The sequence below is a fragment of the Polynucleobacter sp. AP-Feld-500C-C5 genome (assembly GCF_018882265.1).
Classification (GTDB): domain Bacteria; phylum Pseudomonadota; class Gammaproteobacteria; order Burkholderiales; family Burkholderiaceae; genus Polynucleobacter.
The window spans coordinates 77952-94102 of the sequence record NZ_JACVOW010000024.1 but is presented as its reverse complement, the minus strand read 5'-3'; the positions used below and the strand labels follow the sequence as shown (position 1 = coordinate 94102).

The following is a 16151-nucleotide window of genomic DNA, read 5'->3' as shown; positions in this document are numbered from 1 at the left end:
CATTAATCAATCGTAATTTGTGATTGCGCAATTAGCTTACGCCACTTTTCAATTTCACTTTTAATAAATGCAGAAAACTGTTCGGATGTTCCTGGCATAGGATCAGCACCCTGTGCAATCAGCTTATCCTTAAATTTAGGATCCGCCAAAATACTTTGCAATTCTTTGTTCAAGCGATTGCGAATCTCTACTGGTAAGTTTGCAGGAGTAACCAAGCCATACCAGGTTGCCATGTCATAACCAGGCAAGCCAGATTCTGCGATGGTTGGAATATTGGGTGCAGCGCTAGATCGTTTTGCAGTAGTAATCCCTAGCGCTCTTAAACTACCCGACTTCACATGGGGCAGACCACTTGGTAAGTTCGGAAAACTCATGTCTACTTGACCAGAGATCACATCAGGCATGGCACTGCCAGTGCCTTTGTATGGCACATGAATCATGTCAATCTTAGCCATTTTTTCAAATAGTACGGCTGAGAGATGGACAGATGTTCCGCTGCCACTAGAGGCAAAGGTCAGTCTGCCAGGGTTTGCTCTAGCTGCTGCAATCAATTCACCAACTGATTTATAGGGTGAGTTCGCTGGAACGATTAGGATATTGGGAGCTGAAAATACTCCACCGATGGCTGTGAAATCCTTCACCGGGTCATAGGGCAAGTTTTTATACAGAGACGCATTCACTGCATGACCAATGGATGGGAAATACAAGGTATAGCCATCTGGAGCAGAGCGAGCTACTAACTCTGCAGCAATATTGCCGTTAGCGCCGGCCTTATTCTCAACCACAACAGCTTGCCCCAGTCGATTCGATAAGCCCTCCGCCAGGGCGCGCCCTACCGTGTCAGCCGAGCCGCCAGGAGAAAAGCCAACAATTAAATGAATAGGTTTATTGGGATACGTGGATACGCTATCAGCAGCAAAGGCTGAACTCAATCCCATCCAAAATATCAGGGCTGAGAAAAACTTTTTAGATTGCAAGCTAGAAACCAAATTATTTCTCAAGCTGACGCATTGGTACACCACTTAGCTCTTGCAACTCTTCAAAGCTAAGGCCATCGATCCAATCGACCGCTACTAAACCTTCTGGTGTTACAGCAACCGTTGCTAAGTCGGTGTAGATGCAATCTACCGCTGCCAAAGCAGTGAGAGGATAAGTGCATTCTTGAACGAACTTAGATTCCCCTGACTTAGTTAGGTGCTCCATCATCACAAATAACTTCTTGGCACCAAGAGCTAAATCCATTGCACCACCCACCGCTGGAATTGCCTTAGGGTCACCAGTTCGCCAGTTTGCAATGTCGCCTTTGACAGAAACTTGAAAGGCACCCAATACACAGATATCAATATGCCCGCCACGAATCATCACGAAGGAATCGGCATGATGGCATAGCGAGGCGCCAGGTAACATGGTGACAGGCTGCTTACCTGCATTCACCAACTCTTCATCGATTTCGTGGTCTTTCGCTAATGGGCCCATACCAAGCAGTCCATTCTCAGAATGCATCAAGATTTCTTTATCTGCAGGTAAATAATTACAAATCGTCATGGGCTGACCAATACCCAAGTTGACATGAGCACCGTCTGGTATATCTTGAACAATGCGCTTGGCAATGTCGGCGGTTGAACGCTTTTGTACTTTAGAGAGATCAATCATGATTTACCTCCAACAGGTACCACGCGTTTCACAAAAATTCCGGGAGTCACTACATTCTCTGGATCTAATGTGCCGAGCTCGACAACTTCATTGACTTGCGCAATGGTGCAACGAGCGGCTGTAGCCATAATCGGACCAAAGTTGCGACCAGTACGGTGATAGGTTAGATTTCCCCAACGATCACCTTTGTCAGCTTTTATCAATGCATAGTCCGCTTTAATGGCAGTTTCAAAAATATGATTCACACCGTCAATTACGCGCGTATCTTTATCCTTCGCAAGCTCGGTACCAAAGCCCGTTGGTGTATAAAAACCACCGATACCTGCACCACCAGCACGAATACGTTCTGCCAAAGTGCCTTGCGGAACGAGCTCTAATTCAATCTTACCCGCACGATAGAGATCATCAAATGCGCCAGATTCTGGTTGACGGGGAAAAGAACAAACCATCTTCTTAACCTGTCCAGCTCCAATCAATTTGGATATACCAATGCCAGAGTTGCCGGCATTATTGCTGACGATCGTCAGATTCTTCGCGCCCTGCTCTGCTAAAGCATCCAATAAGTAAATGGGGAGGCCTGCACCACCAAAACCCGAAACCAAAATGGTTGAGCCATCACTAATATCCTGCACAGCCTGCGCCACGCTAGGAATGATTTTGTCTATCACTACCTGTCTCCATCTATTTTTTATGGGTACCGCTTTTCAGCTTTTTGCCCAATTTCTACTAATTTAATGCATCAGAGTAAAGATCTGATCTTTCTTGCAAAATCAAGGGCGGAGGGGCCATCTCCATGAATGCAAAGTGTGTCGGCCTGTAGCTTGACAAGCTTTTGATCAATCGAGAGCACTTCGTTGCTAGAAGCCATCCGAACAGCTTGCTGCGCAGCCTCATCTTCATCCTCTATTAATGCACCTACTTCAGAGCGTGGCACTAAATATCCTTGAGAGGTATAACGTCTATCCGCAAAAACCTCTTGCCATAATTGAACACCTACCGCATTTGCAGCTTCAACATAGCAACTACCTGCTAAGCCATACAAAATGACATCCCCTCCCAAATCTTTGACAGCCAGAGCAATTGCTTTAGCCAACTCTATATCTTTGGCGGCCTGGTTATAAAGAGCTCCATGTGGCTTGACATGATGCAAGTTGCCATTCATGGAATCAATAAAAGCTTTCAGAGCCCCTGCCTGATACATCACGTAGTTATAGGCGTCATTAGGGGTAATGGCCAAATCTCTTCGACCAAAACCAATTAAGTCTGGCAGGCTCGGGTGAGCCCCAATAAAAACATTTTTCTGAATTGCAGCGGCGACTAAATTTTTCATCCGTTCAGGATCACCAGCATGCCAGCCACAAGCAATATTGGTAGAGTCTATGTGGTCGAGCAGCGAAAAGTCATCGCCCATCTGCCAGACCCCAAACCCCTCACCCATATCGCAATTCAGATCAATTTTCTTTGTCATAACTTACCCAATAGAGCAGACTCAATATTATTCAAGGTTTTAATCTGGTTAGCAAAGTACAAAGCATTTATCTTATCGGCATCTTCCAGTGTAGCTCTTATAAATTGGAATTTATCTCCAGGCTTTAATTGTGCCAATTTTGAACGTTCAGAGCGCACTACCTCTAATAATCTAGGGTAGCCACCCGTAGTCTGATGTTCGGATAACATCAAGATTGGCTGTCCAGAAGGTGGTAACTGAACCGTGCCAAACCAGATACCTTGCGAAGGTATGCCAGCAATAGAACTAGAAATTTTGAAGTGACTATCCAATCGCATGCCCATACGATTACTTTGCGATGAAACCGTCCAAACCGTCTTCCAAAGCAATTCTTGATCTTGATCACTGAGTAAATCCAAGTGCAAGCTTGGGATTGCTGCAATAAATTGAGCTTCATGAGTAGGAATGCTTGGAGAAGCAATAAACCACTTCGTAGAGTCCGCACCACGCTTCATCATATTTTCTAGTAGTGGCTTTTCATCAGAATAATGAGGTTGCGATAAATAGAGGACATCCCCTTTTTGTATCGGCTTACTTCCAATACCCGAACTCAAATGTGAACTACCGCCCCCCAGAATAGATTTCGTCAGAATGCCTCCAGCAATCGCCAAGAAAATTCTATAGCCTTGTTGCATTGAGGAAAAACGAAGGATTTGACCCTGATGAATTCGGATTGGGCGATTACCAAAGACACGCCTCCCATCAATTTTCGCCTCACAATAGGCGCCCACCCAAGCAACCCAAGTATCAGTATGAAACAACAATTGAGGCCCAATGCCTGTAATCTCCAGCCCTGCGGCACTTGTTGAATTACCAATGAGTGCGTTTGCTAAAGCTGCGCTATCTACATCGACGGGGCCACCCGAGCTAAGTGCTAAATGTGCATAACCATGGCGCGGAAGATCCTGAATGGTGGTTAAAGTACCAGAGGTAATAACATCAACTGTATTGACTTTACTTAGTACTAAATTTTCTAATTGCAAGGAGTTTTGCGTTGCCTCTAATTGAATCTTTTTATATTCATCTAAGCTGATCTCAATAAATTCAACTCGAGCGCCGGGGGTCAATAAATTAGGTGGCACTCTTGTAGCGTCGAACAAGATATCTGGCGTTCTCCCAATAACGTTCCAGCCCCCTGGAGTAGATTTTGGATACAGCCCAGTCTGTAACTCAGCAATAGCCACAGAGCCAGCTGGCACGGCAGTCCGCGGGGATTCAAGGCGAGGCAATCTTAAGGCTGGATCTAAGCCGCTACAGTATGCAAAACCAGGCATAAAACCCAAAATGTCGACATATGTTTCTGAGTTTTTATGTCGATTGATAAATTCCCGAACCGTCATCTTACATTTTTGCGCACTACTTAATAAATCAGGAGCCACCTCAGGGTCGTAGCAAACTCGAATACGATATGTCAGCTCATTTTTTTCTGGTAATTTACTTGAGCTGGAAATGTCTTTGAGAGCAGCCTGCAAAGCAATCCGCGCACTCGAACGTGTCTGCGCAAATTCAAGGCTTTCAAAATTCAAACAGACCACAAGACTGTCAATACCCGGAATAACGTCGAGCAACCAAGGAGGAGAATTGGACAATAAAAGCTCACACAATTGATGAACTTTAGTCAGCGCATTACTTTGCCCCCGAAAATCGACTAAGAAGGCTGCATCACCCACATCTAAGATATTGATTTCACTAGAAGACTTTTGAGAACTCTTTAAAGCCATCGGGCATTACTTAATTTCTTTTTGCAAAAACTGATCGGGTAACCATGTCACCAAATCAGGCCAAATGGTGATTAAAGCCACTGCCAATACCATCATGCCAAAAAAAGGTAGCGAGACCTTAGCGATGTAATTACTATCCTTGCCGGTCATACTCTGCAAAACAAATAAGTTAAAACCAACCGGTGGCGTCACTTCTGCAATCTCGACCAACAAGACAATAAAGATCCCAAACCATACCAAATCAAATCCAGCCTGCTGAACCATAGGCAGGACAGTTACCGTTGTTAGGGCAATCATTGAAATGCCATCTAATGCCGTTCCCAATAAGATGTAAATAATTGTCAAAACAAAAATAAGGGCCCAAGGTGAAAGGTGCATACTTTGCACCCACTCAGCAAGCCCCCTTGGGATTCCGGTGTAACTCATGACAATTGACAAAAAAGAGGTCGCCCCCAAAACAAACATAATCATTGCAGTCAGCCTTGTAGCCGATAGAAGACTTTGCCAAAAATTACTCCATGATAAGTTTCTGCCAGCTGCCGCTAAAATCAACGACCCCACTACCCCATAAGCAGCAGCCTCAGTTGCAGTCGAGTATCCAGCCAACATCAACCATGCAATAAAGATAATTAAGGCAGTACAGGGTATTAATTGCCCAATTGAATGAATGCGCTGCTGCCAAGAATACCTTTCTGCAGGAGGCGTCTTATCGGGATTGAGTAGCGCCCAAACAATGATGTACCCGGAGAATAAGCCCATCAAGATAGCGCCGGGTATAAATCCTGCCAAAAAAATACGAATGATGGATTGATCCGCTGCTACAGCATAGACCACCATCGTAATTGACGGGGGAATCAAAATTCCCAAAGTACCAGCGCAGGATAAGGACCCCAGGGTAATCTTTTCGTCATAACCACGCTTAGTTAATTCAGGCAGAGCAGATTTTGCAATCGTCGCGCACGTTGCAGCAGATGATCCAGATACAGAGCCAAAAATTCCACAACCCAAAATATTCACATGCATCAACCTACCTGGCAACCAATTCAGCCAAGGAGATAATCCAGTAAACATTTGTTCTGAGAGCTTTGTTCTAAATAAAATTTCTCCCATCCAAACAAATAATGGAAGTGAGGCCAAAGTGTAGGATGAACTTGAATTCCACCAGACATTAGCCAAATTCATCATGGTGTCTTTATCAGAAAAGACAGCTAAGCCAAACCAAGCCGTAATTGCTACACCTGCTGGAATCCAAATTCCCATCAGCAATAAGAAGGTCATCAATACCAACAATATCAATGCGATTACAGTAATACTCAAAGAGTCTCTCCAAAATCGCCAGCGCTTAAACGCTCCTCAGCCATTTGCTGATAACGAGGTTTACCTCCACGTAGCACTCTAAAAAACTCATCTAAAACTGCTAAGAAAAATATCAAGCATCCCAGCGCAGCAAAAATCTGAGGAATCCAGAGTGGCACAATGATTTGACCCTGAGAAACATCATTAAATTCCCAACTCTGGTAGACGAATAATGAAAAAGCTAAGAGTGCAAACAAGCAAAATCCAGACATTACTGCAAGGCCAAATATCTCCAGGCGATTTTTCCAGATTGGGCCAAGTCTACTTAAAAATATTTCGACTCTGACAATACCGCCATGCTGAAAGGTTTGCCCTAAAATTAAAAATGCAGATGCAGCGCAGAACCAAGCAATCAAATCATCAGCGCCACGCAGATTAATGCCAAATTCTCGGGATAACGACATTGATACCATCAAAACACAAATACTCAGAATGCATAAGGCCGCCAAAACGGCGGCCCAATGTATTAAGCTATCAAGCAAACGACCATACAGACTTCGCAAGGCTGGCATCAATTTTATTTCTTAAAGTCTTCAATAATTTTTTGACCCTCATCGCCTGCGCTTCGAATCCACTCAGCGACCATAATACGACCCACCCTATCTAGATCATTCTTTAATTGGGTGGATGGCTTTTGTACAAGCATGCCATTTTTTGCCAAAGTTTCGTTGTAAAGCTTGGTTTTTTCCTCGGAAACTTTTGTGCCCCGTTTTTCAGCTTCAGCACATGCTTTCAATAATGCAGTCTGAGTGGGTTTATCTAAGGAGTCAAAAGCTTTTTGATTAATCATCAAAATATTCTTAGGCAACCAAGCATCAACTTCATAGTAATACTTTAAGCTCTCCCAAGCTTTAATATCTACGCCAGTAGCACCAGAAGTCATCATTGAATTAATCGTTCCTGTTGCCATCGCTTGCGCTAAGTCAGCAACCTGAACTGTTACTGGCTGAGCGCCAACCAATTCTGCAATCTTCGATGTCGCTGGGTTGTAAGCCCTCCACTTCAAGCCCTTCATATCAGCGCCGGAGTTAATTGGATTTTTGGAGTAAAGACCTTGCGGAGGCCAAGGTACTGCATAAACTACTTTCAAACCCTGTTTTTGCAGTGCAGACTCTGTGGCATTTTTTGAAAGTTTCCAAAGCTTTTCAGAATCTTTATAACTTGTTGCTAAGAATGGAATGGAGTCGACGCCAAAAATCGGATTCTCATTAGCAAGCACGGAGATTAAAACCTCTCCCATCTGCGCCTGCCCAGTTTGAACTGCTCGCTTAATTCCATTTGCAGGAAACAGAGAGCCATTAGGATGCACAACAATTTTTAACGAGCCCCCTGTAGCTTTTTCTACGTCAGCAGCTAATTGCTGCAGATTTTCTGTATGAAAATTGCTAACTGGGTAGGCGCTTGCCAAATCCCATTTAGTTTGGGCTTGAGCGCTCAGAACCCAAAAGCCAAATAACACAGCAATCAAGGACTTGGAATGCTTTATGAATTGCAAACTCATTTTTGTCTCCAGTTGAATTTTATGAGGGAGGGTATTGCTTAAATTTAATACTAATATAACTGAGAAATTGCCTCTTTAATTGCTAATGGCAGCTGCTTAGACAGCGCCCTTCTACTCTCTAATGTGGATTTCGAGATCTCTTGAGTTCTAGCTGACCAGGCCGAAGCTGGGAAAAAAGCATCGTCTTGGTATCTAGGAATGATGTGCCAATGAATATGCGGGACCATATTACCTAAGGCTGCTAAATTGACCTTGTCTGGATGCATGACATGACGCACTGCCTCTTCAACTACAAATACCAGGCTCATGACATGCTCACGCTCACCATAAGTGAGATCTGACATCTCTGCGATATGCCGATTCCAAATCACACGACAGAATCCTGGCAAATCAGGGTCATTCACCAGAATGACTCGACAGTCATCACCGCGCCAAATGAGTTCACCCTCTTCGGGTCTGAGATCGTCTTTACAGAGTACGCAATTTGCCATGGGAAGAATGTATACGAAAACGGCATCTAAGTCACCCTTGTGGGGTAATTTAGATGCCGCAGTAGTAAGGGTGCTACTACTTCAAAACTGCTTAGGGATTCTTAATGGAATTGCTCTTCTTCAGTAGAACCAGTCAACGCAGTCACAGAAGACTTACCACCTTGAATGACGGTAGTGACATCGTCGAAGTAGCCGGTACCCACTTCTTGCTGATGTGAAACGAATGTGTAACCACGGTCACGGGCAGCAAATTCGGGCTCTTGCACTTTCTCAACATAAGCAGTCATGCCACGCTTAGAGTAGTCTTGCGCCAAGTCGAACATGTTGTACCACATCGAGTGAATGCCAGCGAGAGTAATAAATTGATATTTGTAACCCATTGCACCCAACTCACGTTGGAACTTCGCAATCGTTGCATCATCCAAGTTTTTCTTCCAGTTGAAAGAGGGTGAACAGTTATAAGCCAACATCTTGCCTGGGAACTTCGCACGAATGGCTTCAGCAAATTTACGAGCAAAATCAAGATCAGGCGTACCTGTTTCACACCAAACCATATCAGCGTATGCAGCATATGCCAGACCACGTGAGATTGCCTGATCTAAGCCCTTACGTGTTTTATAAAAACCTTCTGGGGTACGTTCGCCAGTCAAGAATGGCTTATCGTTTTCATCATAGTCAGAGGTCAATAAGTCAGCAGCTTCAGCATCAGTGCGAGCCAGAATAATCGTTGGCACACCCATCACGTCAGCAGCTAAACGTGCAGAGATCAACTTTTGTACAGACTCTGTCGTTGGCAACAATACTTTGCCACCTAAGTGACCGCACTTTTTCACCGAAGATAATTGGTCTTCGAAGTGAACGCCAGCCGCACCTTGTTTAATTAATGCTTTACTTAGTTCAAACGCATTTAATACACCACCAAAACCTGCTTCAGCATCAGCAACGATCGGCGCAAAGTACTCGATATAACCAACATCGCCTTTATTGATCCCTTTTGCAGTCTGAATTTCATCAGCACGCTGGAATGAGTTATTAATACGCTCAACCATTTTTGGAACTGAATCGACTGGATATAAGGATTGATCAGGATACATCGCTGCATATGAATTCCCGTCAGCAGCAACTTGCCAACCAGATAAGTAAATTGCCTGAATACCAGCTTTCACTTGTTGCATCGCTTGACCGCCAGTCAAGGCTCCCAAACAGTTGACATAAGCTTCGTTATTCACCAACTCCCAAAGACTTTCTGCGCCGTGCTTGGCTAAAGTGTGCTCAATCTTCAATGAGCCACGAAGACGGACAACATCTTCAGCCGTATAACCACGAGTAATACCTTTCCAACGTGGGTTGGTATCCCAATCCTTCTGTAAGGCTGCGATTTCTGCTTTGCGATCTGCCATGGTTTTCTCCCTAAGTTAAACAAGTACTTCAAAATTTGAGACCGGTTAAGACCCATTCAAGTCTTATGTCTTATATAAGAGTTTAGAGAGTTTAAAAAATGGGGGAAAGGGGAATTACAAACTTTATATAAATTATTTAACTGTTTAAATTCAATTACTTATAAATTTTATTTTGTAATACGAAATGATTAACCATGGCACGAAATTGAGTTGCCTTGTTTATATTGCACTGCATTTTACTCAGTGTAATAACATTTCACATCATGAAATATTAAACAGTCGCTATTTTGCTTTAGGAGCAATGTCTGAAGAGACTTTAAAGACCGTGGGAATAATCATCAGCTGAAACACCACAATGCCAATGAATAAGGCTTTCGGCAATCCAGCATCCATAAAGAGGCCGAAGATAAAAGGTCCCACTGCTGCACCCAAATCAATGCCTGAATAAACAATCCCATACACACGACCCGCTACGCCTTGCGGCGTTGCTTTCTTAACCAATAGATCTCGTGATGGTGCCACTACACCGTATCCAAAGCCTAGCGCAAAGAAAATAATTGGAATCAGTTCAAGCGAAATAAAGCCCGTAGCTAGCAGCAAGCACATGACTACCGTCACAGATAAACAAGTTGACACTATGCGCTCTGGGGCTTGCAATTTAGCAGCTAAATACCCTCCGAACAAAACACCTCCAGCGCTACCCAATGCCAGAAGCGTAATGTAATAACTACCCGTCGTTAATGGCAGCTCATAGATACTAAAGAGTGCGCTTGGGGCAAAAGACTGTAAGCTTGAAGTGGAGGCCATGCTGAAAAAAAAGAACATCCAGCAAAACCACACAGCTGGCAATTTTAAGAAAGCAAATGCACTCTCTGGTGCACCACCAGGATTGGCGGCTTGAGCACTGGCATGGCTACTCTCATGACGCTCTTTGACGTTATCTAGTAACTGGTTTTTATTAACCCAAAGAATCATGAGAATGATGGCCTCAAGCAAAGCGGCCGATAGGAAAGCAATACGCCAGTCAGAAAGCTGCGCAATACCCACCATAAATGCAGGTGCGGCAGCCCATCCCAAATAACCTGTTACCCCATGCATAGAATAGGCATAAGGTAAGTTTGGTGGAGAAATTTTATGATTGATCAGAGTGTAATCAACTGGGTGAAAGATGCCGTTACCACATCCAGCAATGACAGCGCCCATGATCAACATGAGATAGCCGTTACTTTGAGAATACGTTAAGGCTGCAAGCGCAAGTAAACCGACCCCTGCAAATAAAACTGGTCTCGCCCCAATACGATCGACTAAAAATCCTGAGGATGCCTGCACAACACAGGAGACCACAAAAAAGATGGACATCAGTAAGCCAAGCTCAGCAAAGCTCAGAGCAAATGCGTCCTTCAACCATGGAAACATGGGAGGAAGAACTAAATGAAAGAAGTGTGAGCTGCCGTGCGCCAGGCTAATAAGACCAATCACCCGGACATCACTGGCACGCCTACTAAGCGCAACAGTCATGTGTCGAGTTTACTGGCGCAGGAATATTCCTGCAGAAATACTATTGGAGTACTAGTGAACCTGACGAGTAAAGCTAAAGTCGCCTTTTTTATCCACATCCACTGGCACAACATCCTTAGGACCGAACTTACCCTCCAAAATCATCTTGGAAACGGGGTTCTCAATATGCTGCTGAATGGCACGCTTCAGTGGTCTCGCACCAAATACTGGATCAAAACCGACTTCCGCAATCTTGCTTAAGGCTGCATCACTAACCTCAAGCTGCATATCGACCTTAGCCAAACGATCCGATAAGTTTTTGAGCAAGATCTTTGCGATATTAGCAATATTACCTTTGTCCAAGCCATGGAACACCACAATCTCATCAATTCGATTTAAGAACTCTGGACGGAAATGATTCTTTAACTCTTCAAATACGGCTTCTTTAATTTCAGCTTGCTTCTTATCCGTCATTGACTGAATTAAATGAGAGCCAATGTTACTCGTCATCACGATCACAGTGTTCTTGAAATCTACAGTGCGGCCTTGACCATCCGTTAAACGGCCATCATCAAGTACTTGCAAAAGGACGTTAAAGACATCTGGGTGCGCCTTTTCGATTTCATCAAACAAGATGACGCTGTATGGATGACGGCGGACTTGCTCTGTTAAGTAGCCACCCTCTTCGTAACCAACGTAGCCTGGAGGCGCGCCAATCAGACGGGCAACGCTATGCTTCTCCATGAACTCACTCATGTCGATCCGAATCAAGTGGTCTTCACTATCGAATAAAAAGCCAGCTAAGGCTTTGCAAAGCTCTGTCTTACCAACACCTGTTGGCCCTAAGAATAAGAATGATCCATAAGGACGATTCTCTTCAGCCAAGCCAGCGCGCGAGCGACGGATAGCATCGGATACTGCACGGATAGCCTCTTCTTGGCCAACTACGCGCTTATGCAGCAACTCTTCCATCTTGAGAAGTTTGTCACGTTCACCTTGCATCATCTTCGATACCGGAATACCCGTCGCACGAGAAACGACTTCGGCGATTTCTTCTGCGCCTACTTGAGTACGTAACAACTTGTTCTTGACAACGCCGTCTTTACCGCCCTTTGCTTCAGCAGCAGTTGCAGATTTAAGCTTCGCTTCAAGCTCTGGCAATTTGCCATATTGCAATTCAGCGACCTTCTCTAGCTTGCCTTCACGTTGCAACTTAGCAATTTCTCCGCGCACTTTCTCAATCTCTTCTTTCAGATTGGCAGCGCCCAATACAGCACCCTTCTCTGCTTTCCAGATCTCTTCTAGGTCTGCATATTCAGCACCTAGACGCTTGATCTCATCTTCAATTAAAGCAAGGCGCTTTTGTGAAGCCTCATCTTTTTCCTTCTTAACGGCCTCACGCTCAATCTTGAGCTGAATTAATCGGCGCTCTAGCTTATCCATCACCTCTGGCTTGGAATCAATTTCCATCCGAATACGTGAACCCGCCTCATCAATCAGATCAATTGCCTTATCTGGCAAGAAACGATCGGTAATATAGCGGTGGGATAACTCTGCAGCAGCAACGATCGCAGGATCGGTAATCTCAATTCCATGATGGAGCTCATAGCGTTCCTGTAATCCACGCAAGATCGCAATCGTCGCTTCAACACTGGGCTCTTCGACCATCACTTTTTGGAAGCGGCGCTCGAGTGCAGCATCCTTCTCAATGTACTTGCGGTATTCATCTAATGTGGTCGCACCGATACAATGCAATTCACCACGCGCTAATGCAGGCTTGAGCATATTGCCGGCATCCATTGCGCCATCCCCCTTACCAGCACCTACCATCGTATGAATTTCATCGATAAAGATGATGGTTTGACCTTCGTCCTTAGCTACATCACTCAAGACCGCTTTCAGACGCTCTTCAAATTCACCTCGATACTTAGCGCCTGCTAATAGCAAAGCCATATCCAAAACTAAGACACGTTTATTTTTTAAAGTCTCAGGTACTTCGCCATTCACAATTCGCTGTGCCAAGCCTTCCACAATAGCGGTTTTACCTACACCAGGCTCACCAATCAACACTGGGTTGTTTTTACCGCGACGTTGCAAGATCTGAATGGTGCGACGAATCTCATCATCACGACCAATGACGGGGTCGAGCTTACCCATACGAGCGCGCTCAGTTAAATCGATTGTGTATTTTTTTAAGGCTTCACGTTGACCTTCAGCATCTGCACTATTCACTGATTCTCCTCCGCGTATTAAATCAATAGCCGCCTCTAACGATTTACGATTTAAACCATTCTCGCGGGCTACCTTGCCAAGCTCGCCCTTATCATCAGCCACCACTAGCAAGAACAACTCGCCAGCGATAAATTGATCATTACGCTTATTCGCCTCTTTTTCGCATAGGTTGAGCCAATTACTCAAATCACGACCCACTTGCACTTCACCACTAGTACCCTGCACTTCAGGCAAATTGCTAATGACTTTCTCCACGCCTTTTTCAAGGCCTGGAACATTGACGCCTGCACGGGTTAATAAGCTCTTTGCAGAACTATCAGAGTCACGCAACATTGCTAACAAGACATGGGGTGGCTCGATGTATTGATTATCTTTAGCTAAAGCGATGCTTTGCGCTTCACTTAAAGCCTCTTGAAATTTGGTTGTTAATTTATCTATTCTCATTTTTATGCCTCATGTATTCCATGTATTTCTATCTATAGAATATAAGGGCAATAATGACAATTTCAAGGCTATTTATGCCCTTTTTAACCCTAAATGTGAGCTATTTTGACTTGGCTTGTTTATTTACTAGAGTGCTCAGACGGTAGCTACTACGCTGGCATTACCAATCGCTTGGAGCATCGCCTGGAAGCCCATAATTCAGGGCAAGGCGCTCGCTACACCCGATCACGAAGACCAGTTGTCCTCTTGGCGACCCAAGAGCACCCAGATCGCTCCGAGGCCTCTAAGGCCGAGATGAAATTAAAACAACTGCCAAGATCAGAAAAGTTAGGATTTTTTAAATAGGGCTTAAGAGGTTTTAATTCTTCTTCCAGCGCGCCATTGCAGCATCATCTGTGACACGAGCATCTACCCAGCGAGCACCCCCAGGAGTATCTTCTTTTTTCCAAAATGGGGCGGCAGTTTTTAGGTAATCCATCATAAATTCACAAGCAGCAAAAGCCTCCCCTCTATGGGCGCTAGTTACAGCAACCAAAACGATTTGATCTTCTGGTAATAGCGGACCAACTCGATGAATGACTAAGGCTTGATAAATATCCCAGCGTGCTTTAGCTTCAGTAATGATTTCTTCTAAGGCCTTTTCGGTCATCCCGGGGTAATGCTCTAAGGCCATCTCTTTGACTTGACTGCCATCATTCATGTCGCGGACAGTGCCCAAGAAAGTGACTACTGCGCCCACTCTTGGATCATCCTGACGAAGCGCTGCAATCTCTGCGCTCAGATCAAAATCGTTTTCTTGAATTCTGATTGGCATATTAGCCACCAGTCACCGGTGGGAAAAAAGCTACTTCAGCACCTTCTTGCAAGCTTGTGTTTGCATCCACCATATGTTGATTGAGTGCGCAACGCAACGCTTTTCCTTCGGCCAATGCCTGAGCCCAAGCTCCACCGCGTTGCGCCAGAAAGATTCTGAGATCAGCGATGGTCTTAACGGTTGCTGGAGCATCAATGCTTTCTTGCGAAGTCTCGAGGGCTTCACGCAATGAGGCAAAGAATCGTAATTCAAGTTTCATTAGAGCATCGTAAACCGATTACTTAAGAAGCGCATCAAAAGGAATGTACTTGACCATATCACCCTTTTTGATGGGCTGTCCTGGCGGGCAATTTACCAAGCCATCGCCCCATGAAGCACTAGTGAGCACTCCAGAACTTTGGTTCGGGAATACATCTAAACCGCCCACTGCATTGATCTTTACCCGCAAGAACTCATTACGACGATCTGCTTTCAGCCAATCAAAATCAGCACGCATTAAATAAGACTGTGGCAGCTTAGCCTCACGCCCCTGCAACTTCAAAATAAAAGGGCGCACAAACAGCAGAAAGGTGACAAAGCTAGATACTGGGTTGCCAGGCAATCCAATAAACCAAGCCTCACCCTCTTTTGGCTCATCCGATTTGCGAACCGCGCCAAATGCTAATGGCTTACCCGGCTTGATAGCAATCTGCCAAAGATCTAATCTACCCTCAGCATTCACTGCAGGCTTAATATGATCTTCTTCGCCAACAGACACGCCACCTGAAGTAATAATCAAATCATGATCTTTACTTGCTTTGCGCAATGCGGCGCGAGTAGCATCCAAACGATCCGGAACAATCCCCAAATCGGTAGCGTCGCAACCCAAGGATCGGAGACAGGCTAATAAGGTATCGCGATTGGAGTTGTAGATGCCACCTGGCTTTAAAGGTTCACCTGGTAAGGCTAATTCATCGCCGGTAAAAAAGGTGGCCACTTTGACGCGACGCTTCACGTTTAAGTGAGTTAATCCTGCAGATGCTGCTACACCCAACTCTTGAGGGCGCAAATATGTTCCAGCAGTTAATGCCATTTTGCCAGCGCTTAAATCCTCACCTTTGCGGCGAATCCACTGGCCTGATACTGGAGCAATATTGACCTGCACTTGATCCGCTACCCCTTCAGGAACGGCACAATCTTCTTGCATAACGACTGCGTCAGCGCCAGGAGGTATGGGAGCTCCCGTAAAAATCCGTGCTGCCGTACCAGGCTCTAGTTGAATGCCAACTGAACCTGCTGGGATGCGTTGCGCGATTCTGAGGATACTTCCAGAATTTTGGGTATCCGCAGTGCGAACCGCATAACCATCCATCGAAGTGTTATCTAGCGGTGGCACATCCACCAAGCTACTGACGTTTTCTGCAAGCACACGACCAAGTGTTGCTTGCATCGAAATGCTTTCACTCTCCTCTACTGGCTTGGCATGGAAGAGTAAATGATCTAAAGCCTGCTGCGCAGTCAACATCGGTGGCTTAGTCATAGCAATATGGGTTGTT

Annotated in this window: 16 protein-coding genes; 1 reads left to right on the top strand and 15 read right to left on the bottom strand. The window is 44.9% G+C overall.

What is annotated here, in order from left to right; genetic code table 11:
• Positions 1-2: 2 nt before the first annotated feature.
• The 12 genes from ICN21_RS09345 to clpB form a co-directional block, all read right to left on the bottom strand.
• On the bottom strand, positions 3-938 hold the full coding sequence (locus ICN21_RS09345) for a tripartite tricarboxylate transporter substrate binding protein (RefSeq protein WP_216178281.1): 936 nt from the start codon (positions 936-938) through the stop codon (positions 3-5).
• Positions 939-990: 52 nt separating this feature from the next.
• On the bottom strand, positions 991-1653 hold the full coding sequence (locus ICN21_RS09340; RefSeq protein ID WP_216178214.1) for a 3-oxoacid CoA-transferase subunit B: 663 nt from the start codon (positions 1651-1653) through the stop codon (positions 991-993).
• The gene (locus ICN21_RS09335; protein WP_216178213.1) at positions 1650-2321 is read right to left on the bottom strand and encodes a 3-oxoacid CoA-transferase subunit A; all 672 of its coding nucleotides are present in this window, start codon (positions 2319-2321) and stop codon (positions 1650-1652) included. Before ICN21_RS09335 ends, ICN21_RS09340 begins: the two co-directional genes overlap by 4 nt.
• A 71-nt stretch (positions 2322-2392) precedes the next feature.
• A complete protein-coding gene (locus ICN21_RS09330; protein WP_216178212.1) occupies positions 2393-3121 on the bottom strand; it encodes a 5-oxoprolinase subunit PxpA in 729 nt (242 codons plus the stop codon).
• Positions 3118-4881, bottom strand: a complete 1764-nt coding sequence (locus ICN21_RS09325) for an urea amidolyase family protein (protein ID WP_216178211.1) — start codon at positions 4879-4881, stop codon at positions 3118-3120. Before ICN21_RS09325 ends, ICN21_RS09330 begins: the two co-directional genes overlap by 4 nt.
• A gap of 6 nt (positions 4882-4887) precedes the next feature.
• Positions 4888-6198, bottom strand: a complete 1311-nt coding sequence (locus tag ICN21_RS09320; RefSeq protein ID WP_216178210.1) for a TRAP transporter large permease — start codon at positions 6196-6198, stop codon at positions 4888-4890.
• A complete protein-coding gene (locus ICN21_RS09315) occupies positions 6195-6749 on the bottom strand; it encodes a TRAP transporter small permease subunit (protein WP_216178209.1) in 555 nt (184 codons plus the stop codon). The genes ICN21_RS09320 and ICN21_RS09315 overlap by 4 nt, the downstream gene beginning before the upstream one ends.
• Positions 6750-6754: 5 nt before the next feature.
• Positions 6755-7738 carry a TRAP transporter substrate-binding protein gene (locus ICN21_RS09310; protein WP_215296461.1) on the bottom strand — a complete coding sequence of 328 codons (984 nt, stop codon included), beginning with the start codon at positions 7736-7738 and terminating at the stop codon, positions 6755-6757.
• A 50-nt stretch (positions 7739-7788) separates the two neighbouring features.
• Positions 7789-8229: an HIT family protein gene (locus tag ICN21_RS09305; RefSeq protein WP_216178208.1), complete on the bottom strand. Its 441-nt coding sequence runs from the start codon at positions 8227-8229 to the stop codon at positions 7789-7791.
• Positions 8230-8330: 101 nt separating this feature from the next.
• Entirely contained in the window at positions 8331-9629 is a 1299-nt protein-coding gene (gene aceA / locus ICN21_RS09300; RefSeq protein ID WP_216178207.1) for an isocitrate lyase, read from the bottom strand.
• Between the two features lie 282 nt (positions 9630-9911).
• Positions 9912-11147 (bottom strand): MFS transporter, encoded by a 1236-nt coding sequence (locus tag ICN21_RS09295; protein ID WP_216178206.1) that lies wholly within the window; start codon positions 11145-11147, stop codon positions 9912-9914.
• A gap of 51 nt (positions 11148-11198) precedes the next feature.
• Positions 11199-13802 carry an ATP-dependent chaperone ClpB gene (gene clpB / locus ICN21_RS09290; RefSeq protein WP_216178205.1) on the bottom strand — a complete coding sequence of 868 codons (2604 nt, stop codon included), beginning with the start codon at positions 13800-13802 and terminating at the stop codon, positions 11199-11201.
• 105 nt (positions 13803-13907) lie between these two features.
• Here clpB and ICN21_RS09285 point away from each other — a divergent pair, with 105 nt between their 5' ends.
• Positions 13908-14147, top strand: coding sequence for a GIY-YIG nuclease family protein (locus ICN21_RS09285; protein ID WP_216178204.1), 240 nt, complete (start codon positions 13908-13910; stop codon positions 14145-14147).
• Positions 14148-14160: 13 nt separating this feature from the next.
• Here ICN21_RS09285 and moaE read toward each other — a convergent pair whose 3' ends face one another.
• The 3 genes from moaE to glp are packed head-to-tail and all read right to left on the bottom strand — an operon-like array spanning position 14161 to position 16120.
• Positions 14161-14616, bottom strand: coding sequence for a molybdopterin synthase catalytic subunit MoaE (gene moaE / locus ICN21_RS09280; protein WP_216178203.1), 456 nt, complete (start codon positions 14614-14616; stop codon positions 14161-14163).
• Position 14617: 1 nt separating this feature from the next.
• Positions 14618-14875: a molybdopterin converting factor subunit 1 gene (gene moaD, locus ICN21_RS09275; RefSeq protein WP_215296454.1), complete on the bottom strand. Its 258-nt coding sequence runs from the start codon at positions 14873-14875 to the stop codon at positions 14618-14620.
• 18 nt (positions 14876-14893) lie between these two features.
• Positions 14894-16120 carry a gephyrin-like molybdotransferase Glp gene (gene glp, locus ICN21_RS09270; RefSeq protein WP_216178280.1) on the bottom strand — a complete coding sequence of 409 codons (1227 nt, stop codon included), beginning with the start codon at positions 16118-16120 and terminating at the stop codon, positions 14894-14896.
• Positions 16121-16151: the final 31 nt, after the last annotated feature.